Annotated in this window: 14 protein-coding genes; 8 read left to right on the forward strand and 6 right to left on the reverse strand. The window is 72.5% G+C overall.

Annotation, left to right across the window (positions count from 1 at the left end):
* Nucleotides 1-87: 87 nt before the first annotated feature.
* Complete coding sequence (locus IT780_RS17880; RefSeq protein ID WP_199512697.1) at nucleotides 88-1,056, reverse strand: glycoside hydrolase family 6 protein; 969 nt, start codon at nucleotides 1,054-1,056, stop codon at nucleotides 88-90.
* A gap of 257 nt (nucleotides 1,057-1,313) precedes the next feature.
* Between IT780_RS17880 and IT780_RS17885 the strand changes: the two genes are divergently transcribed.
* The 3 genes from IT780_RS17885 to IT780_RS17895 all read left to right on the forward strand — a co-directional run bounded on the left by IT780_RS17885 (nucleotide 1,314) and on the right by IT780_RS17895 (nucleotide 7,135).
* Nucleotides 1,314-2,327: a LacI family DNA-binding transcriptional regulator gene (locus tag IT780_RS17885; protein ID WP_199512698.1), complete on the forward strand. Its 1,014-nt coding sequence runs from the start codon at nucleotides 1,314-1,316 to the stop codon at nucleotides 2,325-2,327.
* Nucleotides 2,328-2,451: 124 nt separating this feature from the next.
* Nucleotides 2,452-4,791 carry a beta-L-arabinofuranosidase domain-containing protein gene (locus tag IT780_RS17890; RefSeq protein WP_199512699.1) on the forward strand — a complete coding sequence of 780 codons (2,340 nt, stop codon included), beginning with the start codon at nucleotides 2,452-2,454 and terminating at the stop codon, nucleotides 4,789-4,791.
* 214 nt (nucleotides 4,792-5,005) lie between these two features.
* Nucleotides 5,006-7,135 carry an MMPL family transporter gene (locus IT780_RS17895; RefSeq protein ID WP_233412986.1) on the forward strand — a complete coding sequence of 710 codons (2,130 nt, stop codon included), beginning with the start codon at nucleotides 5,006-5,008 and terminating at the stop codon, nucleotides 7,133-7,135.
* 19 nt (nucleotides 7,136-7,154) lie between these two features.
* Here IT780_RS17895 and IT780_RS17900 read toward each other — a convergent pair whose 3' ends face one another.
* Entirely contained in the window at nucleotides 7,155-10,376 is a 3,222-nt protein-coding gene (locus tag IT780_RS17900; RefSeq protein ID WP_199512700.1) for an AfsR/SARP family transcriptional regulator, read from the reverse strand.
* 41 nt (nucleotides 10,377-10,417) lie between these two features.
* Nucleotides 10,418-11,698: a serpin family protein gene (locus IT780_RS17905; protein ID WP_199512701.1), complete on the reverse strand. Its 1,281-nt coding sequence runs from the start codon at nucleotides 11,696-11,698 to the stop codon at nucleotides 10,418-10,420.
* An 86-nt stretch (nucleotides 11,699-11,784) separates the two neighbouring features.
* Between IT780_RS17905 and IT780_RS17910 the strand changes: the two genes are divergently transcribed.
* The 4 genes from IT780_RS17910 (at nucleotide 11,785) to IT780_RS17925 (ending at nucleotide 16,873) form a co-directional block, all read left to right on the forward strand.
* Entirely contained in the window at nucleotides 11,785-13,296 is a 1,512-nt protein-coding gene (locus tag IT780_RS17910) for a class I SAM-dependent methyltransferase (protein ID WP_307831240.1), read from the forward strand.
* 30 nt (nucleotides 13,297-13,326) lie between these two features.
* Nucleotides 13,327-13,761 (forward strand): MaoC family dehydratase, encoded by a 435-nt coding sequence (locus IT780_RS17915; RefSeq protein ID WP_199512758.1) that lies wholly within the window; start codon nucleotides 13,327-13,329, stop codon nucleotides 13,759-13,761.
* 99 nt (nucleotides 13,762-13,860) lie between these two features.
* The gene (locus IT780_RS17920; protein WP_199512702.1) at nucleotides 13,861-16,281 is read left to right on the forward strand and encodes a PEP/pyruvate-binding domain-containing protein; all 2,421 of its coding nucleotides are present in this window, start codon (nucleotides 13,861-13,863) and stop codon (nucleotides 16,279-16,281) included.
* Between the two features lie 16 nt (nucleotides 16,282-16,297).
* A complete protein-coding gene (locus IT780_RS17925) occupies nucleotides 16,298-16,873 on the forward strand; it encodes a TetR/AcrR family transcriptional regulator (RefSeq protein ID WP_199512703.1) in 576 nt (191 codons plus the stop codon).
* A 62-nt stretch (nucleotides 16,874-16,935) separates the two neighbouring features.
* On the opposite strand, the gene IT780_RS17930 is transcribed toward IT780_RS17925, so the two are convergent.
* Nucleotides 16,936-17,610, reverse strand: a complete 675-nt coding sequence (locus IT780_RS17930; RefSeq protein ID WP_199512704.1) for a hypothetical protein — start codon at nucleotides 17,608-17,610, stop codon at nucleotides 16,936-16,938.
* Between the two features lie 100 nt (nucleotides 17,611-17,710).
* Here IT780_RS17930 and IT780_RS17935 point away from each other — a divergent pair, with 100 nt between their 5' ends.
* The gene (locus tag IT780_RS17935; RefSeq protein ID WP_199512705.1) at nucleotides 17,711-18,118 is read left to right on the forward strand and encodes a VOC family protein; all 408 of its coding nucleotides are present in this window, start codon (nucleotides 17,711-17,713) and stop codon (nucleotides 18,116-18,118) included.
* Between the two features lie 22 nt (nucleotides 18,119-18,140).
* On the opposite strand, the gene IT780_RS17940 is transcribed toward IT780_RS17935, so the two are convergent.
* Both IT780_RS17940 and lon read right to left on the reverse strand, forming a co-directional pair.
* Nucleotides 18,141-19,628, reverse strand: coding sequence for a gluconokinase (locus IT780_RS17940; RefSeq protein WP_199512706.1), 1,488 nt, complete (start codon nucleotides 19,626-19,628; stop codon nucleotides 18,141-18,143).
* A 57-nt stretch (nucleotides 19,629-19,685) separates the two neighbouring features.
* A complete protein-coding gene (gene lon, locus IT780_RS17945; protein WP_307831241.1) occupies nucleotides 19,686-21,995 on the reverse strand; it encodes an endopeptidase La in 2,310 nt (769 codons plus the stop codon).
* Nucleotides 21,996-22,014: the final 19 nt, after the last annotated feature.

The following is a 22,014-nucleotide window of genomic DNA, read 5'->3' on the forward strand; positions in this document are numbered from 1 at the left end:
TATCGGCATCCATCGATGTCAGTCAATAACTGCCCGGCCGGTGACCCGCGACTCCGCCCCGAGGAGCCGCGGGCGCACCCGGGCCGGCTAGTACCCGTAGATCATCTTGTAGGCGACCTCGGGCAGGAACTGACCGGCGCTCGATCCGGACCCGACCCCGCAGTTGCCGTCGGACTCGCCCGGGGTCTTGAGCCAGAGCAGCATCTCCGCGCCGCCGCCCAGCTGGGTCGGCGTGCCGATCCGGCGGCCGGCCGGGTTGCACCACTGGCCGTTCGAGCCGTTGCCGTTGCGGCTGGTGTCGATCACGAAGGGCTTGCTGTACCCGAAGCGCCGCAGCTCGGAGGCGACCCGGTTGCCGTAGTTCGCGTTCTCGCCGGTGGTGAAGTAGTTCGAGACGTTGAGCGCGAAGCCGTGCGCGTTGGCCGCGCCGGCCGAGTTGAGGCGCTGCGCCATCGTCGCGGCGTCGACCCAGCCGGAGTTGCCGGCGTCGAGGTACGCCCAGGCGTTGGGCGCCTTGGACCGGAACTGGCCGACCGCACGGGAGAGCATGCCCACCCGGTCGTTGATCTGCGCCTGGCTCATGCAGTTGAAGTCGCCCAGCGAGTCCGGTTCGAGGACCACCACGGCGGGCCGGTTGCCGATGGCGGCGGCGAAGGACGCGATCCACGCGTCGTACGCCCCGACACTGCCGGCACCTCCGCCGGAGTGGCCGCCGCAGGCATCCCGGCCGGGAAGGTTGTACGCGACGAGGAGCGGCAACTTGTCCACCGCGTCGGCGGCTCCGACGTATCGGCCGACCGCGCCTCCGATGTCGCCGCTCCAGTTGCCGAACCAACTGGCCATGGGCTTCTGCGCGATCTGGGTTCGGATGGCGGCCGCCCTCCCGTCGCCGGGGTTGGCGGCGACCCAGGCCGCGGGGCTGGAGTTCGGGTTCACGTAGAAGCCGCTGGTCTGGCTGACCGGATCGGCGTGGGCGGCGGGGGCGGCGAGCAGGACGGCGGGCACCACGAGCGCCAGCGCGGCGGCGAGCACGCGGGGACGGGACGGTCGTTTCATCGGCGGGTCTCCTCGGGGATGCATCGGCGAACGACGATGGCTGGGAGCGCTTCCAGCGACAGTCATCCATGGACACCGACCGGAAGTCAATACCCCCGCAACTTCCGGCCTTGATGGCCTGCCCAGTTCGCGTCGATGGCTGCCAAGTTTCTGGGACCGCTTCCAGAAACAGGGCGGAGTGCATCGACGGCCATCATCACCGGTCGCTACCATCCGACGGGCGACAGCCCGACGTCACGGAAGGATCCGGCATCCCGATGGCAGCAGTGGCACCTCGGCGGCAACCCACCCTGGACGAGGTGGCCGAGCGCGCCGGCGTCTCCCGTTCGGCCGCGTCGCGCGTCATCAACAACGCACCGCACGTCAGCCGCGCCACCCGCGATGCCGTCGAGAAGGCCGTCAAAGAGCTGGGTTATCTGCCCAACCGTACGGCCCGCGCCCTGGCCACCCGGCAGACGGGGATCGTGGCCCTCGCCGTACCGGACGATGATCCGCAGTTGTTCGCCGACCCGTTCTTCGCCCAGGTCATCGTGGGCGTGTCCGCGGCGCTCGAGGACACCGACCTGCACCTGCTGCTGTGCCTGGCCAGCTCGGGCCGGGGCCGGGCCCGGCTGACGAAGCTCCTGCAGACCAGGGGCGTCGACGGCATCCTGCTGGTGGCCCTGCGCGGGGACGACCCGCTCACCGACATCGTGCGGCGCGCGGGCGTGCCGGCCGTCTACGGCGGACGGCCGTTGCACTTCGAACCGGAGTGGTACGTCGACTCCGACAACGTCGGCGGGGCCCGGCTCGCCACCGAGCACCTCATCGGACTCGGCCGTACCCGGATCGTCTCCATCACGGGCCAGATGTGCACCGAGGCCGGCGCGGCCCGGCACCGCGGCTACCGCGAGGCGATGGTCATCGCCGGCCTGTCCCCGCACGGTACGGCCGAAGGCGACTTCACCGAGGCCGGGGGCGCCGCGGCGATGAAGACCCTGCTCGACGAGCACCCCGATCTCGACGCCGTGTTCGCCGCCAACGACAACATGGCGGCCGGCGCCCTGCGCGTGCTGGGCGGGAGCGGCCGCTCCGTGCCGGGTGACGTGGCCGTCGTGGGCTTCGACGACCTGGGCATAGCCGAACGCACCGAGCCGCCCCTGACGACCGTCCACCAGTCGATCCAGGGCCTGGGCAAGGAGATGACCCGGCTGCTGATCGGGGTGATCGCCGGGCAGGAACGGTCGTCCATCATCCTGCCGACCCGGCTGGTGCTGCGCGAGTCCGCCTGACGCGGCACCACTGTTGTTACCGTTCACCACTTGAAATATTCACTGCTGAAACGCGCTCTTGACGCAATGGTTGTGAAGGTTAACATCGACGTAACCCAATGCCTTCTGCCCCCTGGAGCGCGTCATGTCTTCGTCCGCCCTCAGCCGGCGCCGTCTGCTGCAGGCCACCGGGGCCGCTGTCGTGGCCTCCGCCACCGGCGCCGGCCTGATCGACCAGCGTCCCGCCGCCGCAGCGGTCGTGCCACCCGCCCGTCCTGACATCGGCGCCGCCGCGTCCGCGTTCGACTTCGGCCAGGTACGGCTGACCGCCGGCCGGCTCATGGAGAACCAGACCCGGACCCTGAACTACCTGCGGTTCGTCGACGTGGACCGGCTGCTGTACGTCTTCCGGGCCAACCACCGCCTGTCGACCAACGGCGCCGCCTCCAACGGCGGCTGGGATGCTCCGAACTTCCCGTTCCGGTCGCACATGCAGGGCCACTTCCTGACCGCCTGGGCGCAGGCGTACGCGGCGCTCGGCGACACCACCTGCCGGGACAAGCTGAACTACATGGTCGCCGAGCTGGCCAAGTGCCAGGCCAACAACGGGGCGGCCGGGTTCGCCTCGGGGTACCTGTCCGGGTTCCCGGAGTCCGACTTCGCCGCGCTCGAGGCCGGGACGCTGTCCAACGGCAACGTGCCGTACTACGTCATCCACAAGACGCTCGCCGGCCTGCTCGACGCGTGGCGGTACGCCGGCAACACGCAGGCGCGTACCGTGCTGCTCGCCCTCGCCGGCTGGGTCGACTCCCGCACGGCCCGGCTGAGCGAGAGCCAGATGCAGAGGGTGCTGGGCACCGAGTTCGGCGGCATGAACGAGGTGCTCGCCGACCTCTACCAGCAGACCGGTGACGCACGCTGGATGACCGTCGCCCAGCGCTTCGACCACGCGGCCGTGTTCAACCCGCTGGCCGCGAACTCCGACCAGCTCAACGGGCTGCACGCCAACACGCAGGTGCCCAAGTGGATCGGCGCCGCCCGCGAGTACAAGGCCTCCGGCACCACCCGATACCGCGACATCGCCGCCAACGCCTGGGCCATCACGACCCGGGCCCACACGTACGTCATCGGCGGGAACAGCCAGGCCGAGCATTTCCGGGCGCCGAACGCCATCGCCGGGTACCTGACCAACGACACCTGCGAGCACTGCAACTCGTACAACATGCTCAAGCTCACCCGCGAGCTGTGGCTGCTCGACCCGAACCAGGCCGGCTACTTCGACTTCTACGAGCGGGCGCTGCTCAACCATGTGGTCGGCGCGCAGAACCCGGCCGACAGCCACGGCGGCGTCACGTACTTCACGCCGTTGCGCCCGGGTGGCCGCCGCGGCGTCGGCCCGGCGTGGGGCGGCGGCACGTACTCCACCGACTACAGCTCGTTCTGGTGCTGCCAGGGCACCGGCATCGAGTCCAACACGAAGCTGATGGACTCGATCTACTTCTACGCCGGCACCACCCTGACCGTGAACCTGTTCGTGCCCTCGACGCTGACCTGGGCGGATCGCGGCATCACGGTCACGCAGTCCACGACGTACCCGGTCGGCGACTCCACCACGCTGACCCTGTCCGGCACGATGAGCGGCACCTGGAGCATCCGGGTCCGGATCCCCTCCTGGACCCAGAACCCGGTCATCGCCGTCAACGGCACCGCGCAGGCCGTCACCGCGACGCCCGGCTCGTACGCGACGGTCACCCGCGCCTGGGCGGCCGGGGACACGCTGACGGTCACCCTCCCGATGCGCGTGATCATGCAGGCCGCCAACGACAACGCGAACGTCCAGGCGATCACGTACGGGCCGACGGTGCTCTGCGGCAACTACGGCAACACGGCGCTGTCGGCGCTGCCGTCGCTGTCCGTGCCGACGATCACCCGTACCAGCAGCTCCAGCCTGTCCTTCACCGCGACGGCCAACGGCTCGGCGGTCGGCATCGGACCGTTCTACGACGCGCACGGCTACAACTACACCGTCTACTGGAACGCCAGCGGCGGCAGCACCGGCACGGAGACCGCGTACAAGCTGGTCAACGTCGGCACCGGCCTGGTCCTCGGCGTGAAGGACATGTCGACGGCGGACGGCGGGCTCGCCGTGGTCTGGGGCGACAGCGGAACGGCCGACCACAACTGGGTCAGGGTCGCCGACGGCAGCGCCGTCCGGTTCCGCAACGTCAACAGCGGCAAGGTTCTGGGCGTCGAGAACATGTCGACCGCCGACAACGCCCGCGTCCTGCAGTGGTCGGACAGCGGCACCGCCGACCACCGGTGGACGCTCGTCGACCTCGGCAACGACACCTACAAGATCCGCAACGTCAACAGCGGGAAGCTCCTGGCGATCCTCAACGGCTCGAGCACCTGGGGAACCCAGGTCGTCCAGGACTCCGACAACGGCAGCGCCGACAACGTGTGGCGGCTGGTGCGGCTCGGCTGACCATCCTCCGACGCGACCCGCCGCCGGCCTCGGCCGGCGGCGGTTTCGCGCGTGCAACGCCGGGCTCGGAGGTCCTCCAGCCGGTGTCAGGCCGGTGTCACGGACATATCAGACGCCGCCGGAAGGATGAGGCGCAGTACGCCCCATGTCGCGCCGGTCCACGCCCACCACCGGGAGCGCCGGACGGCCGCGATGGACCAACCGGAGGAGAGTCATGCCGAGGTCATTGGCCGCATTCGTGGCCGGCCGTCATACGAAGTACGTCGTTCTCGTCCTCTGGATCGGCATCCTCGCCGTCGCGGCGCCGTTGTCGACCCAGCTGTTCGACGCCCAGCAGAACGACACGGAGTCGTGGCTGCCGGGCAATGCCGAGTCGACGGAGCTGCTCAACCGGATGGCCGCCGCGTCCGTCGACGACCGGACCGTGGCCACCATCATCGTGTACGAACGCAGCTCCGGGCTCACCCCGGCCGACCTGGCGAAGATCGGGGCGGACGCCGGACGCTTCGGTCAGGTGACGACCCTGCCCGGCGAGGTGGCCGGCCCCTTCCCGTCCGACGACAAGATGGCAGCGCAGACGATCGTCCCCCTCGACCTCGGTGACGACGACAACGACTCCACCGCGGCGGACGTCATCGACAAGCTGCGAGACGTGGCCGAGGCCGACAGCGCCGGCATGACCGTGCACATCACCGGACCCGGCGGCAACGCCGCGGACCTCACCGAGGCGTTCTCCGGGATCGACAGCACGCTGCTGCTCGCCACCATCGGCATCGTCGTCGTGCTGCTCCTGCTCATCTACCGCAGCCCCACGCTGTGGCTGTTCCCCGTTCTCGCCGCCGGGGCGGCGCTGACCAGCGCCCAAGCGGTGATCTATCTGCTCGCCGAGCACGCCGGCCTGACGGTCAACTTCCAGAGCTCCGGCATCCTGACCGTGCTCGTCTTCGGCGCGGGCACCGACTACGCGCTGCTGCTGGTCGCCCGCTACCGCGAGGAGTTGCACCGGCACGAGGACCGGCACGCGGCCATGACCGAGGCGCTGCACCGTTCCGGCCCGGCCATCATCGCGAGCGCCGCCACTGTCGCGGCGGGGATGCTGTTCATGCTCTTCGCCGAGACGAACTCCACCAAGGGCCTCGGGCCGGTCGCCGCGGTCGGCGTCATCGTGGCGCTGTTCGTCATGGTGACGCTGCTCCCGGCCCTGCTGGTCACCGTGGGCCGGTGGGTCTTCTGGCCGGTCCGCCCCACCTACGACCCCTCGTCGGGCGTCACCCCGCACCGGATCTGGGACCGGATCGGAGCCGCCATCGCCCGTCGGCCCCGGGTGACGGCGCTGCTCACCACCCTGGTGCTGGCCCTCGTCGCGCTGCCGCTGCTCGGCCTCGACGCCGGCGGACTGTCCAACGCCCAGTCGTACCGGACCGAGCCCGACTCGATCGTCGGCGAGGAGGTGCTGGCGAAGCACTTCCCGGCCGGATCCGGCGTGCCGCTGATCGTCTCGGCCCGGCCCGGCCAGGCCGAGCAGGTGCGCACCGCGGTCGCCGGCACGCCCGGGATCGAGGCGAAGAGCGTCACCCCGCCCGAGGCTCAGGGTGAGTACTCGTACCTCCAGGCGACCCTGACCGACGCGGCCGACAGCGAGGCCGCTTTCCGGACCGTGGAACGCGTCCGCGACGCGGTGCACGCCGTACCCGGCGCGCAGGCCCTGGTGGGCGGGACGACCGCGGTGAGCCTCGACCTCCAGCGGGCCGCCGAGCACGACCGCACGCTGATCATCCCGCTGGTGCTGGGGGTGGTCTTCGTCATCCTGATGCTGCTGCTGCGGGCGATCGTCGCGCCACTGCTCCTGATGGCGACCGTGGTGCTGTCCTTCGCGTCCGCGCTCGGCATCAGCACGGTCGTCTTCCGGGCGGTGCTGGGACACAGCCACGCGGACACGTCGTTCCCGCTGTTCGTCTTCGTGTTCCTGGTGGCCCTCGGCATCGACTACAACATCTTCCTGATGACCCGGGTGCGGGAGGAGGCGGAACGCCACGGCACCCGGCGCGGCACGCTGCTCGCGCTCAGCGCCACGGGCGGCGTGATCACCTCGGCCGGCCTCGTGCTGGCCGGTACGTTCGCGGTCCTGCTCACGCTGCCGGTCACCACCTTCTTCCAGATGGGCTTCGCGGTCGCCCTCGGCGTCCTGCTGGACACCCTCGTGGTCCGGTCCGTGCTGGTCGTCGCCCTCAACCTGGACGTCGGGCGGCACCTGTGGTGGCCGAGCCGGCCGGGCGGGCGTACCGACGACGAACCGGCGGGGCTCGAGGCCGTCCCGCGGGAGGCGAGCCCGGCCGAGGCCTGAGCGGGTCGGTCCCGCCCACCTACAGCACCGGCGACAGCAGTGCCTCGATGGCGGCCCCGTCCACCGGGGCACCGTCGGGTGCTCGCCCCTCCCGCCGGTCCCGGACCCCGGCGTCGAGGCGGGTCTCGTCCGGATCCCCGGCGATGCGCTGACCGCGCATCGACGCCGCGGCGGTCAGCAGGGCGGCGGAGCTGTCCACGTCGGCGCGGGCCAGGGCGATGTCGGCGGCCAGCACGGCGACCCGGGAGGTGGCATGCGCGTCCCGTCCCCGCCGGACCAGGTCGTACGCGTCCCGGCAGAGGTCGGTGGCCTCCCCCAGCCGCCCCTCCGCGACCGCGAGGTACCCCTGGCTGATCAGGACCGCGGGGATCAGCCCGATGCCGCGCCCGTGTTCGCGCAGTTCACCGAGGGCGCGGCCGAGCAGGTCACGGGAGTCCGCGTACCGCCCCTCCCAGCGGGCAAGGTCGCCGAGCACGTGGTGGGCCGCGCCGACGGTCTCCCCCAGGCCGAGCCGGTGGGCCTCGGCCAGGGCGGTGCCGACCTCCCGGCGCGCCGCCGGGCCGTCATCCGACCGGGCGTACGCCGCGCCGAGCCGCACCCGCAGCATGGCGACATCCTCGGCGGTGCCCAGCTCACCGGCGGCCTGCAGCGCCTCGCGCAGGGCGGTGACCGCGCCGGCGTGCTCGCCGCTCGCCCCGTCCAGCTCGGCCAGCGCGGACAGGGTCTGCGCCCGGCCCAGCCGTTCACCGATCCGGCGGAATTCCGCCAACGACGCCACGAGCTCGGAGCGCGCCTCGTCCGGGCGGCCCAGGTTCATCAGCGTACGGCCGGCCAGCATCCGGCTCTGTGCCCGGACCCACGGGTCGGCGTGTCCGGCGTGGTGCCGCAACTCCGCCAGCATGACCCCGCTGTCCCCGGTCAGCAGGGAGGTCATCGAGCCCAGCAGCACCAGCAGCGGATGCCCGGCACCGGGCTGGTCACCGATCCGGCCGGCCAGCTCGAGCGCCTCGTGAAGGCAGGCGAGGCCCTGTGGATCGGCCAGGATCGCGCCGTACATCAGGGCACCGACCGCGCACAGCAACGCTCGGTGCACCGGGACCGCCGACGCGTCCAGCGCCAGCGCCCGCCGGGTCCACTCCAGACCTTCCGCGTGACGGCCGCCGAGCAGCCAGTACCACTCCAGCATGGCCACCAGGCGGACGGGCACGTCGGGCGGCGCCTCGTCGATCGACCATCGCAGGGCTGCGTTCACGTCATCCACACAGGACGACAGGTACGCCAGCGCGTGCAGCTGACCGTCCCGGCGCAGCTGCGGCTCGAGCTCCTCCGCGATCGCCGCCAGCACCTGCGCGTGCCGCAACCGCAGGCTCGCGGTCTCCCCCGCCTCGGCCAGCCGTTCGAGCCCGTAGAGCCGGATCGTGTTCAACATCCGGAACCGTGGCGGCTCCCGCTCGGCGTCGACCTGCACCATCGACTTGTCCACGAGCCCGGCGAGCAGGCGTTCGACGTCGCCCGGCCCGATGTCGTCCGGCAGCTCGAGGCCCGCGCAGACACGGCGGACGAGGTCGCCGTCGACCGGACCGGCGAAGACCGACATCCGGCGGGCCAGTACCCGTTCGGGGCGGTCCAGGAGATCCCAGCTCCAGTCCACCACCGTACGCAGGGTGCGCTGCCGCTCGGCCACAGTGTCCGGTCCGGCGAACAGGGCGTCGAACCTGTCCTGCAGTCGCGCCTCCAGCTGGGCGACCGACAGCGAGCGAAGCCGGACGGCGGCCAGCTCCAGCGCCAGCGGCAGGCCGTCGAGCGCCCGGCAGACAGCGCCGACCTGTTCGGCCGTACGCTCGTCGACGGTGAACGCCGGCCGCACCGCGCGGCCGCGCTCGACGAACAGCCGCACCGCCGGGCTCTTCGTGGTGACCGGTCCACCGGGTGCCGGGGTCGCGAGGCCGGCGAGCGGGAACAGCACCTCGCCGCGCACGCCCAGCGGCTGCCGGCTGGTGGCCAGCACGCGCAGGCCCGGAGAGCTCGCCAGCAGGGTCTCCGCCTCCCGGGCGACCGCGGGCAGCAGGTGCTCGCAGTTGTCGAGGATGAGCAGCAGCGGACGCCGGGACACCACGCTGATCAGCCGGTCGGCGATGCTGGGCCGGGCCGCCGGACCGGCGGGGGCGAACAGCAGCCCGCCGTCGCCGGCGCCGCACGCGGCCAGGATCGCGCGGGACACGTCGCCGGCGTCGCCCACCGCGCCCAGGTCGACCAGCACGCCCCCGTCGGCCTCGGCCCCCACGATGGTCCGCCCGGCCTCCACCGCCAGCCGGGTCTTGCCCACCCCGCCCGCCCCCACCACGGTGACGAGCCGGTTGCCGGTGACCATCCGCACCAGCGCGGGCAGGTCGTCGTCCCGCCCCACCATCGGGGTCAGCGGGATCGGCAGCCGCCCGCGCGACGACGGGCCGCACGGCGACGGGCCGCACGGCGACGGGACCGTGGGGGCGGGCGGATCCGGCGCGGTGAAGCCGTCGCGCAGCAGCGCGAGGTGTGTGCGTTGCAGGGCCGGCGACGGGTCCGCGCCGAGCTGCTCGGCGAGCTCGGTGCGGGCGTCCTCGTAGGCGGCGAGGGCGTCGGCGTGCCGACCGGCGGCGCGCAGGGCCTGCATGAGATGCATCCGGAGCGTCTCACGCAGCGGGTACTGGGCGATCAGTCCCTGCAGTTCGGGGACCACCTCGGCGCCGCGGCCGTCGGCGATGTCGGCCGCGATCCGCTCCTCCGTGGCCGATCGGCGCAGTTCGTCGAGCCGGGCGGCGTGGGCGCGCAGGACCGGGGCATCGGCGAGGCCGGGCAGGGCCGCGCCCCGCCAGAGAGCCAGCGCGTCCCGCAGCGCGGCGGCGCGGCGCTCCGGGCCGGGGATCGCCCGCGCGGCGTCCACCTGCGCCGCGAACCGGTTGGCGTCGACCTGGTCGGGCCGGATGAGGGCCCGGTATCCGGTGGGCCGGGACTTCACGACCAGCTCCGGCACCGCCCGCCGCAGCCGGGACACCAGCGCCTGCAGGGCGTTGCCGGGTGCGGCGGGTGCCCGCTCGCCCCAGACCGCGTCGGCAAGATCGGCGCGGGTCACCTCCCGACCGGCGTCGAGGGCCAGTACGGCGACAAGCGTCTGCAGCCGGACCCCGTTCAGCCGGACCACCCGCTCGTCCACCTGCACCCGGAGGGCGCCGAGGACACCGATCACGACTTCGCCGGGCACCGCACCAGTATGTCGCAGGGGCGACGCCCGGCGAGCAGCGCTCAGGCGGGTCCGGTGACCGAGGGGTCCTGGACCCGGCCGATGAACAGCGGCACGCCACTGGACCGGTCGTGGATGACGTAGAGGAACGGCCGGTCCACGAAGAAGTCGGGCCCGCTCGGCACCGACGGCGGCCGGATGATCACGGCCGAGGCCGCGGCCGCCTCGGCGCCCTTCTCGTCCACCCCGATGAACGTCTCATGCACCACGTCGTCGATCTTCAGGGCCGGCTCGGTGCTCATCCCGGTGAAGTCGGCGGCGTCGCTGAACGCCGTCGGCATGCCGAGCGCGCTCAGCGTGCCGCCCAGCTGGGCCGGCAGCCGGAACGTCCACTTCGGAAGCCGCAGCCGCACGTCCTGGAACCGGAAGCCGCGCAGCAGGGCGCCCAGCCACGCCTCGTCGAGCCGTGCCTCGACCGCGGCCAGGCCGGGCGCCGTCGGCAGCACCACGGCCATGGCGAGCGCGCCGTCGGCGAACGGCACGTCGACCGCTCGCCAGCCGTCCCCCTCGAGGTAGCCCATCCGGTCGAACGGCCCCCGCATCAACGGCACGTCGACGACCCGGCCGTCGTCGCGCGTGAACGGCGCCGCCGCGGTCCCGGTGGCGCTGAACGGGTACGTCCACGGCGCCTTCAGGTAGATGGTGTTCGTCAGGACCAGGGTCGTTTCGGCGCCTACCGAGCCCGGCTGCAGCAGCTCGGGGATCTTCGCGTTGGTCCGTTCCGACGCCCAGGTGTTGATCTCCTGACGGGCGGCCTCCGTATCGCCGCGGAAGTCGACCGGATGCGGCGCGGCACCGTAATAGCCGGCCAGGGTGTCGGCGAACGACGGCTGCAGCCCCAGACCGAGCCGCGTCCACAGCGCGTTGGCGATGGTCAACCGGGAGGTCTTGACGCCGTCGCCGTTCTGATACCGGCCCGCCAGCAGCTGATCGACGGTGTTGAGCCCGTTGTCCAGCGCGCCCGGGCGGGGCTGCGGCGCGTGCAGCACCGCGTCCATCTCGTCGGCCGTGGCCGATCCGGCGCCGGCCCGGGTCATCGCGAGCGCCAGCGCCACCGAGTACGGCGCGCACACCACGTTGCCGTCGCCCGAGGCCGCGGCCAGTGCGCGGTAGAGGTCGACGGTGAAGCCGCGGACGGCTGTCACGGTGGCCTCGGCCGAGGCCGGGTCCGGCGGCACGCGTACGGGATCCGCGGACGCGGCGGCCGGGCGCGCGTGGACGGGAACGGCGAGGGCGGCCGCGCCGAGCGGCACAGCCCGAAGGAGGGATCGACGCGAGACCATGCAGCGACGGTAAGGCGGCACTCCGCCGGAACACCAGATCCCGGGACCAACAAATCGAAGTTTACCGATAAATTACGATCACCACGGTGGCTCCCTACGTTCTCTTTCCCGGCCGTCACCACCTGCTGACCCGGTTCCAGGCGGACTACCTGCTCCGGCTCGCCGAGGGCGGCTCGACGGTCGTCTGGGCGGTCACCTCGGCCAACCACGACAACACGAAACGCAACCCGGTCCCGTACCACCGCCGCGAGGCCGCCATCGAGCGCTTCAGCGTGCTCACCGGCCTGCGCTCGCTGGTCGTCCCGATCTTCGACACCGCGCCCACCGACGCCTTCGCCGAGGTCACCCTCAAGACCATCGCGGTCGCCACCGGCCTCGACCTGACGCCCGCGGACACGGTGGTGGCGTGCTCCACCCCGCAGGTCGCCAAACTGTACGAGCGCCTCGGCTTCCCCATCGCCTGGGTGGAAGCGGACACCTCGCTCCCCACCGCGCCCGAGCGGCCCTGGGACGTACTGCTGCGGCTGAGCCGGGGCGACGAGACGTGGCGCGAGCTCGCACACCCCGCGACCATCGACGTCCTCGAGCGGTACCGGCTCGTCGACGCGGTCCGTACCGTCATCAACGACCCGATCATCGGCGACGAGGGCGGCCTCACCGCGACCCGGGACTACCGTACGTACGTCGAGGCCTTCGCCGTCGCCGCCGAGCGCAAGTGGGCGGCCGTCCGGCAGTACGTGCAGCCCGGCCGCATCGTCGACATCGGCTGCGGCGCCGGCTCGCTGCTGGAGCTCGCCGACCACGAGCCCGGCCTGCACGAGAGCGACCTGATCGGCGTCGAGCTCGCCCGGCACCTCTACCAGGAATGCCTGCACAAGAAGGACCAGGGCATCTTCCGCAACGCCAACGTCTACTTCTACCAGCGCAACGTGCTCGGCGGCGCCATCTTCGACGACCGCTCGGTCGACACCACGCTCACGTTCGCCCTGACCCACGAGATCTGGTCGTACGGCGAACGCCGCGACTCGGTGCTGCAGTTCGCCCGCCGCATCTTCGACCACACCGCCCCGGGCGGCGTCTGGATCAACAGCGACGTCTGCGGCCCCGACGACCCGCAGCGCCCGGTCCTGCTGCGCCTGACCCGCGACGACGGCGCCAACCCCGACAAGCCCCGCACCGACCTGGCCGGCCTGCCACCGGCCGAGGTCAACGCGTACGTGGCCGGCCTGTCGACCCGCGCCCGCCTCGACCAGTTCGCCGTCGACTTCGCGTTCCCGTTCGCGTACGAGCCCGTCGACGACGACACCGTACGGGTCGACCAGGCCTCGGCGATGGACTACCTGACCCGCAAGGACTACGTCGACAACTGGCTCTCGGAGACGCAGGAGCAGTTCTGCGGCCTGAGCTTCGCCGACTGGACGGACCTGCTCACCGAGGTCGGCTTCGACCTCGACCCGGCGTCGGCCCCGATCCGCAACGACTGGGTCATCGACAACCGGATCGCCCCGGTCGCCTCGCTCAGCGACCTCGAGGGCCGGCCGCTCCCCTGGCCCGCCACCCACATCCTCGCCGTGGCCCGCCGGCCCCGCAACGGCTGACCCGTGGACGCCGCCGTGACCTGACCCGGCCTGAGGACATCCGACGAAACGGAGGAACGACGTGGTGCCGCCGACGTCACCGAGGAGAGCATCGTCTCCTTCGCGCGGGAATTCGACCCGCAGCCGTTCCACGTCGACAAGGAAGCCGCGGCCGACGGCCCGTTCGGCGGCATCATCGCGAGCGGATGGCACACCTGCGCCCTCATGATGCGGATGTACGCCGACCACTATCTGTCCCGGGTGGCGAGTCTCGGCGGCCCCGGCGTCGACGAGCTGCGCTGGCCGGCGCCGGTACGCCCGGGTGACCGGCTGACCGTCCGGGCCACCGTCGAGAAGGCCCGGCCGTCACGGTCCAAGCCCGGCCGCGGACTCGTGCATACCCGCGTCGAGGTGTTCAACCAGGGCGGCGACGTCGTCCTGAGTGCCGTCGTCGTCAACTTCCTGCGGATGCGCTCCGCCGGCTGAGCAGCGGCCCGGGCACATGACTCCCCGTTTACATTGCAGTTGCATCGTAACCACAGTACGCTTCTTTGCAATGCAGTTGTATTGCATCTGGAGGAGCCGATGTCGCTCATCGTCGCGCTGTCCGAGGTCTCCACCGACGCCGGCCTCGTGGGCGGGAAGGCGGCGGGCCTCGGCGAGCTGATCCGCCACGGAGAACGGGTGCCGCAAGGCTTCTGCGTCACCACTCGGGCGCACCGCTCCGGCACGCCGCCCCGGGCCGAGATCCTCGCGGCGTACGAGCGGCTCGGCGGCGGCCCGGTGGCGGTGCGGTCCAGCGCGACGGCCGAGGACCTGCCGGACGCCAGCTTCGCCGGGCAGCAGGACACCGTACTGGACGTGACCGGACCGGACGCGCTGCTCACCGCGATCGAGACGTGCTGGGCGTCGCTGCACAGCGCCCGTGCCGTCGCGTACCGGAAGGGCCTCGGCCGGGCCGACCCGGCGCCCGCGATGGCCGTCATCGTGCAGCGCATGGTCGACGCGCGGGCCGCCGGCGTGCTGTTCACCGCCAACCCGCTGACCGGGCGCCGGACCGAGATGCTGGTGGACGCCGCCCTCGGACCCGGCACCGCCGTGGTGAACGGAGCGGGTACGGCCGACCACTACGTCCTCGGCGGGTCACCGCCGGCCGCCCGTGGTTACCTGACGACGGAAGACCTGAACGAGCTGCGGGCGATCGGCGCGCGCGTCCAGGCGCAGTTCGGCGTACCGCAGGACGTGGAATGGGCGATCGACCGCGCCGGTACGACCTGGCTGCTGCAGTCGCGCCCGATCACCACGCTGTTCCCGGCGCCGCCGGACACCGGCGAGCCCCGCGTCTACCTGGAGTTCGGCCACGTTCAGGGGATGCTGCAGCCGGCCACCCCGCTCGGCATGTCGACCCTCCGTACGTTGATCGCCGGGATGCTCGCGCCGCTCGGCATCCGGGCGGACATCGTCGACATCGGCGGCCGCCTCTACGGCGACCTGACCGATCTGGCCCGCAACCCGGCCGCCCGCGGCCGGCTGGTGAAGATCCTCGCGGTCGACTTCGGCCCCCGGGCGCAGGCGGCGATGGAGCAGGTCCTGCTCGACCCCCGGTTCGCGCCACGGCGCCCCACCGAGCGCCGGTCCGGCGGGGCCACGCCCTCGCTGCGCACGGCGGGCCAGGCGGTGGCCGGCATCAGCCGTGCACTCGCCCGCCCCGAGGCGGCCCGGGCGCGGGTGCTGCGCGCCGTCGACCGGCTCCAGCAGGCCTCGGCTCCCCCACCGGATCTGCGCAGCCCCGCCGACCGGCTCCGCTTCGTCCGGGCCGACGCGCCGGCCACCGCCGCCGGGGACCTCACCTGGCCGATCGTGGCCGGCATGCTCGCCGCGGCGCTCCCGGCCCGGCTGCTGGCGGGTGTAGCCACCGCCGACGAGATCCATACCGTGCTCGCCGGGATGCCGCACAACGTCACCATAGAGATGGACCTGGCGCTGTGGCACCTGGCCCGGGGCGCCGCCACCCACCGCGACCTGCTGCTCGACACCCCGCCGGACGAGCTGGCCGCCCGGTACCTGCGCGGCGACCTGCCGGAGTTCGGGCTCGCGGAGTTCCTGGCCACCTACGGACATCGCGGCGCGGCCGAGGTCGACCTCGGCGTCCCCCGTTGGGCCGAGGACCCCGCCCCGGTGTTCGCCGCCATCGCCAACTACCTGCGCCTCGACGACCCGGAGCAGGCACCCGACCGGCGGTTCGCACGGGCCGGCGCGGCGGCCGAGGCCGCCCTGCCCGGCCTGATCGCACGTGCCCGGCGCCGGCGACCAGTACGCGGGCGGCTCGCCGGGTTCCTGCTGCGCCGCGCCCGGGCGCTGGCTGGCCTGCGCGAGAGCGGCAAGTTCGCCGGCCTGTACCGGCTGCAGGCGATGCGCGAGCAGCTGCTGATCATCGGCGCCGACCTGGCCGCGGGCTGCCTGCTCGCCGCGCCCGGGGACATCGTGTTCCTCACCCTCGACGAGGTACACACCGCGGTGCACGAGGGCGCGGACCACCGCGATGTCGTCACGGCCCGCCGCCGCGTCCACGAGCGCGAACTTCGCCGCAAGAGGGTGCCGGTGGCGTTGCTGTCGGACGGTACGGACATCGAAGCCGCCCTGCCCGGCGCGACCGACGCGGACGGTGTCTTCGTCGGCGTCGGGGCGGCGGCGGGCCGGGTGACCGGGCCCGCCCGGATCGTCGACGACCCGGCCACCGCCCGGATCGAACCGGGCGAGATCCTCGTCGCCGCGACCACCGACCCGGGCTGGACGCCGCTGTTCCTGACCGCCGCCGCCCTGGTCACCGAGACGGGGGCGATCATGGCGCACGGCCCCACCGTGGCCCGCGAGTACGGCATCCCGGCCGTCATCTGCGTGCCCGGCGCCACCCGGCGGATCCGCGCCGGCCAAGTGATCACCGTCGACGGCGCGGCGGGCACCGTCCGCATCGACGGACCCTGTCATGACGCGGCCATCATCTGACGAAAGCACGGGTGCCATGCCCAAGAAGGTTGACCATCAGGAACGGCGCACCCTGATCGCCGACGCCCTCATGCGGGTCGCGGCGGAACGCGGGCTGGAGGCCGTCAGCCTGCGCCACGTCGCGGCCGAGGCGGGCGTCTCCGCGGGCATGGTGCAGCACTACTTCGCCACCAAGGACGAGATGATGACGTTCGCCATGGCCGTGGTCCGCGACCGCAGCCAGGTCCGCGTCACGGAGGCCATCGCCCGGCTCTGCACCACCCCGCCGCCGCGGCTGCTGACGCGTACGCTCATCGCCGCCCTGCTGCCCCTCGACGAGCAGAGCCGCGGCGACGCCCGCGTGGCACTGGCCTTCCTCGCCTACGCCGCGGCACGCCCGGACGCCGTCGCCCGCGACGACAGCACCGACCTGCTGTCCTTCGTCGCCGGCCTGCTGCCCACCCCGGACGCCCGGACGGCGGCACGCGGCCTGCTCGCGCTGATGGAAGGCCTCGGCTTGTACCTGATCAGCGGCAAGTACTCGGCCGAGCAGGCGCTGGCCGTGCTGGACGCCCACCTCGACCGGCTGTTCGCGGCCGGAGAGAATGCCTGACGCGGCGAGACCGTACGGCCGCGCCGAGGACGGTCCGGTCTCGTTGGCCGGCTGATCGGGCGTCACCGGATGACGGCGGTCGCCTTGCCCGTCCGCGTACGGCTGTTGGCCTTGCCTCGCGACTTCTTGCCACCGTCCAGAGTGGCCGGGAGCTCGTCGCCGACGGGCAGATCCGTCTGCGCGAACAGCAGCTTCTTCGTGGTGGGCAGCTTGCCGGCGGCGGAGGCCACCTTCTTCGCCTTGGACCGGCCCATGGCGGCGGCCGCCAGCTTCTTCGTCGTCGCGACGGCGGCCGGCTTCTTCGCCGAGCGGGTCTTCCCGGCGGACTCCGCCTTCTTCGACCGGCCTGACTTCTTCGCCCCGGCGGTCTCCAGCTTGACCAGCTTCTTCACCAGCTCAGGCTTCTTCAGCTCCGCAGTGCCCTTCACCCCACGGGCCCGCAGCTCCCGACGCAGCTCACCCACCTTCATCCGCGCGATCGCACTCTCACTCACCTCCGGAGTGTTCGGAGTGTCATTGCGACTGCCCGACTTCTTCGCCCCGGCGGTCTCCAGCTTGACCAGCTTCTTCACCAGCTCAGGCTTCTTCAGCTCCGCAGTGCCCTTCACCCCACGGCCCTGCAACTCCCGACGCAGCTCACCCACCTTCATCCGCGCGATCGCACTCTCGCTCACCTCCGGAGTGTTCGGAGTGTCATTGCCCTTGGTCGGCTTCTTGGTGTTCTTGCTGGTAGCCACGCCGATCGACCTCGCAATCCATCGTTGTTCGCCTACCTCACTGCCCTTACCCAGCGATCCGCCGATCACGCGGGCGCGCCGGGCGATGCATCATCGACGGATGCGGTTGCGGATGGAACTGTTCGTCGACGACCTCGATGCCAGCATCGCGTTCTACACCCGTACGCTCGGGTTCGAGGTCATCCGCCGCGGCGACGACTACGTCAGCCTGCGCCGGGGGTCGGTCGTGCTCGGTCTCGGGCCGGTGGCGAAGTTGCCCGCTCGGGGGTCCGGCCCCGGTTTCACCCGCGAGCGGCTGGCCGCGGACCGGGGAGCGGGCGTGGAGATCGTGCTGGAGGTCGACCAGCTGAACCAGGTGACGGCGCTGCACGAGCACTGCGCCGATCAGGGCGTGGTGGTCGAGGCCCTGCAGCTGCGGCCGTGGGGTCTGCACGACTTCCGCGTCGCCGACCCCGACGGCTACTACGTACGCATCACGCACGGCGACGCCGCCGCATCTGCCGGCTGACCCTGGTCCACACCGCCAAGGCCTACGACATTCCGGCAACGAGCCGCTCGTACGCCTCGGCGAACAGCCTGCGCCGTTCCGCGTAGTAGTCGGCGTGCTCAGCGCGCGGCTCGTAGGTGGCCCCGGTCGCTCGCGGCGCGCGGGACACGTCCGGCGCCAGCACGTCGAGGGCGAGCAGGGCCGTGCCGCGCTGCGTGGCGCGGCGCCGGGTCACGTGCGTGACGGGCTGCCCGAGCACGTCGGCGAGGATCTGGAGCCATTCGGGCTGGTCGTTGCTGACCCGGCCGGCCGCCGCCACCTCGACGACCTGCGGGGCGGCCGGGTGCAGCTCGTCGGCGACGCGCGCGTACGTCATCGCCACGCCCTCGACGATCCCGCGGAAGAGGGCATCGGCGTCCGTGGCCGCCGACACCCCGCCGAACACGGCACGCGCCCCGCCGACCCAGCCCGGCGCCCGCTCACCGGTGAGGTACGGCAGCACGAGCGGAGTGGCCCCGCTGGGCGGGGCGCTGAGAACGGGTGCCGGCGACGGGCTGAGGCGCAACGTGCTCTGCGCCCAGCTGACGGCGCGGCCGACGTCGTTGATCGCCCCGCCGAGCAGCGTGCGGTCCTTGCTGACCCGGTAGTTCCACAGCCCGGAAGGAAGCGGGTCGGCGGCGCCCTCGAGCAGAACCCGCAGCGCACCGCTGGTGGCCGTGGCCGCGGTGAGCACGGTCGCGTCGAGCGCCCCGGCCCCGATGTTGCTGGCGAAGCCGTCGGTGATGACGGGGAACCACACGGCCCGGGCGAGGGCGGGCCACCGCGCCGGGGCCTGCGGCGACACCGGCCGCGCAGGGTCCCGCGGTGCGGAGAACTGCTCGGGGCCGGCCCCCGCTGCTTCCAGCAGCTCCGCGTCGAGCTCGCCGGTACGCCGGTCGAGCAACCCGGTCCACGCCACCGTGGACGTCCCGGCGAGGGGTTGCCCGATGAGCCGCGCCCAGATGAACTCGCCCAGCGACCACCAGGCCGCGGCCTCGGCGACGACGCGCGGCTGCGTGGCGGCCAGCCAGCGCAGGCGCGGGGCGTGGTAGCTCGTGTGCAGACGGGTGCCCGTACGCTGCTGCACCGCGTGCTCGTCGAGCTTCTCCCGCAACGCGGCGACCGCGTCGGCGCTGCGGGAGTCGGCGTAGGTCAGGCACGGCGTGAGCGCACGCCCTGCCGCGTCGACCCCGATCAGCGAGGCCGCGAAGGTGTCCATCGCGACCCCGCCGATGCGGGTCCCCAGCCGCCGGTCACCGGCCACCGCGTCGAGGACCTCTCCGACCTCCGCGGTGACCTGCTCGGGATCGATGACCGAGGTGCCGTCGGGCGCGACCGTGAAGGCGTGCTCCACCTTGTGCTGCAGGCCGTGGACCCGCCGCCCCGACGCGTCGTGCACGCCGCCGCGCGTAGCGGTGGATCCGATGTCCAGCGCGACGACCAGCGGGTCCAGCGCGGCATCAAGGGTGACGTCGGTGTCGCTCGGGGTCATGGCAGTCCTTCGTCGGCGGCGCGGCTCTCCGGCGACCATTACCCCGAGCGCACCCCTCTACGCCGCGGCGACCGCGCCCGTGGACACCGGCTCCAGAGCAGAGCCGAGGATCTCGCGTACGTCGGAGACGATGTGCACGGTCAGCGCGGCCAGCACGTCGGCGGGGACGTCGTCGAGGTCGGGCTCGTTGCGCTGCGGCAGGTACACCTCGGTGAGGCCGGCGCGCTGGGCGGCGAGCAGCTTCTGCTTCACGCCACCGATCGGCAGGACCCGGCCCGTCAGCGACACCTCGCCGGTCATGCCGACCTCGGCCCGGACGTTGCGGCCGAGCAGCAGCGAGACCAGCGCCGTCGTCATGGTGACGCCGGCCGACGGCCCGTCCTTGGGCACCGCCCCGGCGGGCACGTGCAGGTGGATCGGGTGGTCGAGCTGCTCCGGCGAGATGCCGAGCTCCTCGGCGTGGGCCCGCACGTACGACAGCGCGATCTGCGCCGACTCCTTCATCACGTCGCCGAGCTGGCCGGTGACCGACAGCCCGCCCTTGTCGCCGGGCAGCAGGGACGCCTCGATGTAGAGGACGTCACCGCCCATCCCCGTGACGGCCAGGCCGGTGGCCACGCCGGGGACCGCCGTACGCTCGGACGACTCCGGGGTGAACCGCGGCCGTCCGATCAGGTCCTTGAGGTCGCCGGCCCCGACGGTGGTGGGCAGGTCCTTGAGGGCGGCCTTGCGGAACGCCTTGGCCAGCAACCGCTCGAACGACCGTACGCCGGCCTCCCGGGTGTAGTTCGCGGCGATCTCGCGCAGCGCGTCCTCGCCGATCGTCACCTCGCCGGGAGCCAACGCGGCCCGCTCGAGCTGCCGGGGCACGAGGAAGTCGCGGGCGATGGCCACCTTGTCGCTCTCGGTGTAGCCGTCGATCGAGATGAGCTCCATCCGGTCGAACAGCGCCTGCGGGATGGTGTCGAGGACGTTGGCCGTCGCGATGAACAGCACGTCGGACAGGTCCAGGTCCAGCTCGAGGTAGTGGTCGCGGAAGGTGTGGTTCTGCGCCGGGTCCAGCACCTCGAGCAGCGCCGCCGCGGGGTCGCCGCGGTAGTCGCTGCCGACCTTGTCGACCTCGTCGAGGAGGACGACGGGGTTCATCGAGCCGGATTCCCGGATGGCCCGCACGATGCGCCCCGGCAGCGCCCCGACGTAGGTGCGGCGGTGGCCGCGGATCTCGGCCTCGTCGCGGACGCCGCCGAGGGCGACCCGGACGAACTTCCGGCCGAGCGTACGGGCGACCGACTCACCCAGCGAGGTCTTGCCGACGCCGGGCGGCCCGGCGAGCAGGATCACGGCGCCGGAGCCGCGCCCGCCGACGACCGACAGGCCCCGCGACTCCCGGCGGGCACGCACGCCGAGGTACTCGACGATGCGCTCCTTGACCTCGTCCAGCCCGTGGTGGTCCGCGTCCAGCACGGCCCGGGCCGCGTCGAGGTCGGTGTTGTCGCTGGTACGCACGTTCCACGGAAGATCGAGGACCGTGTCGAGCCACGTACGGATCCAGCCCGCCTCGGGGTTCTGATCGCCGGCCCGCTCGAGCTTACCGACCTCCCGCAGCGCCGCCTCGCGCACCGCCTCGGGCAGATCGGCCGCCTCCACGCGCGTGCGGTAGTCGTCGTTGCCGTCGGCCTCGCCCTCGCCGAGTTCCTTGCGGATGGCCTTGAGCTGCTCGCGCAGCAGGTACTCGCGGTTGCGCTTCTCGACCGACTCCCGGACGTCACTCTCGATCTTGTCGTTGACCTCGGACTCGGCCAGGAAGTCGCCGGTCCAGGAGACCAGCAGCCGCAGCCGGGCCTCCACGTCGGGCGTCTCCAGAAGCTCCCGCTTGCGGTCGTTGGACAGGTACGGCGCCCAGCCGGCGGTGTCCGCCAGGTCGCCCGGGTCGTCGATGGCGCTGACCGAGTCGATGACCTGCCAGGCTTCGCGCCGCTGCAGCACCGAGACGACCAGCTGCTTGTATTCGGCGGCCAGCTCACGGGCCCGCTCGGTCGGCGGGCTCGGCTCGACGGGTTCGGCCTCGACCCACAGCGCCGCGCCGGGGCCGGTCACCCCGCCGCCGATCCGGGCCCGCACCCCGGTACGCAGGACAGCGGCGGGCGAGCCGCCACGGGACTTGCCGACCTGCTTGACGCTCGCCACGACGCCGTGGGACGCGTACCGGTCCTCGAGCCTCGGGGCGATGAGCAGCTCGGAACCGGCCGAGGTCCGGGCCGCGTCGACGGCGGCCTGCGCCGCCTCGTCCAGCTCCACCGGTACGACCATGCCCGGCAGCAGGACGATGTCATCCAGGAACAACACGGGAAGTCGCTTGCTGGTCACCCGACACCTCCAAGTTGAG

Source organism: Nucisporomicrobium flavum (assembly GCF_016464385.1).
GTDB lineage: Bacteria > Actinomycetota > Actinomycetes > Mycobacteriales > Micromonosporaceae > Actinoplanes > Actinoplanes flavus_A.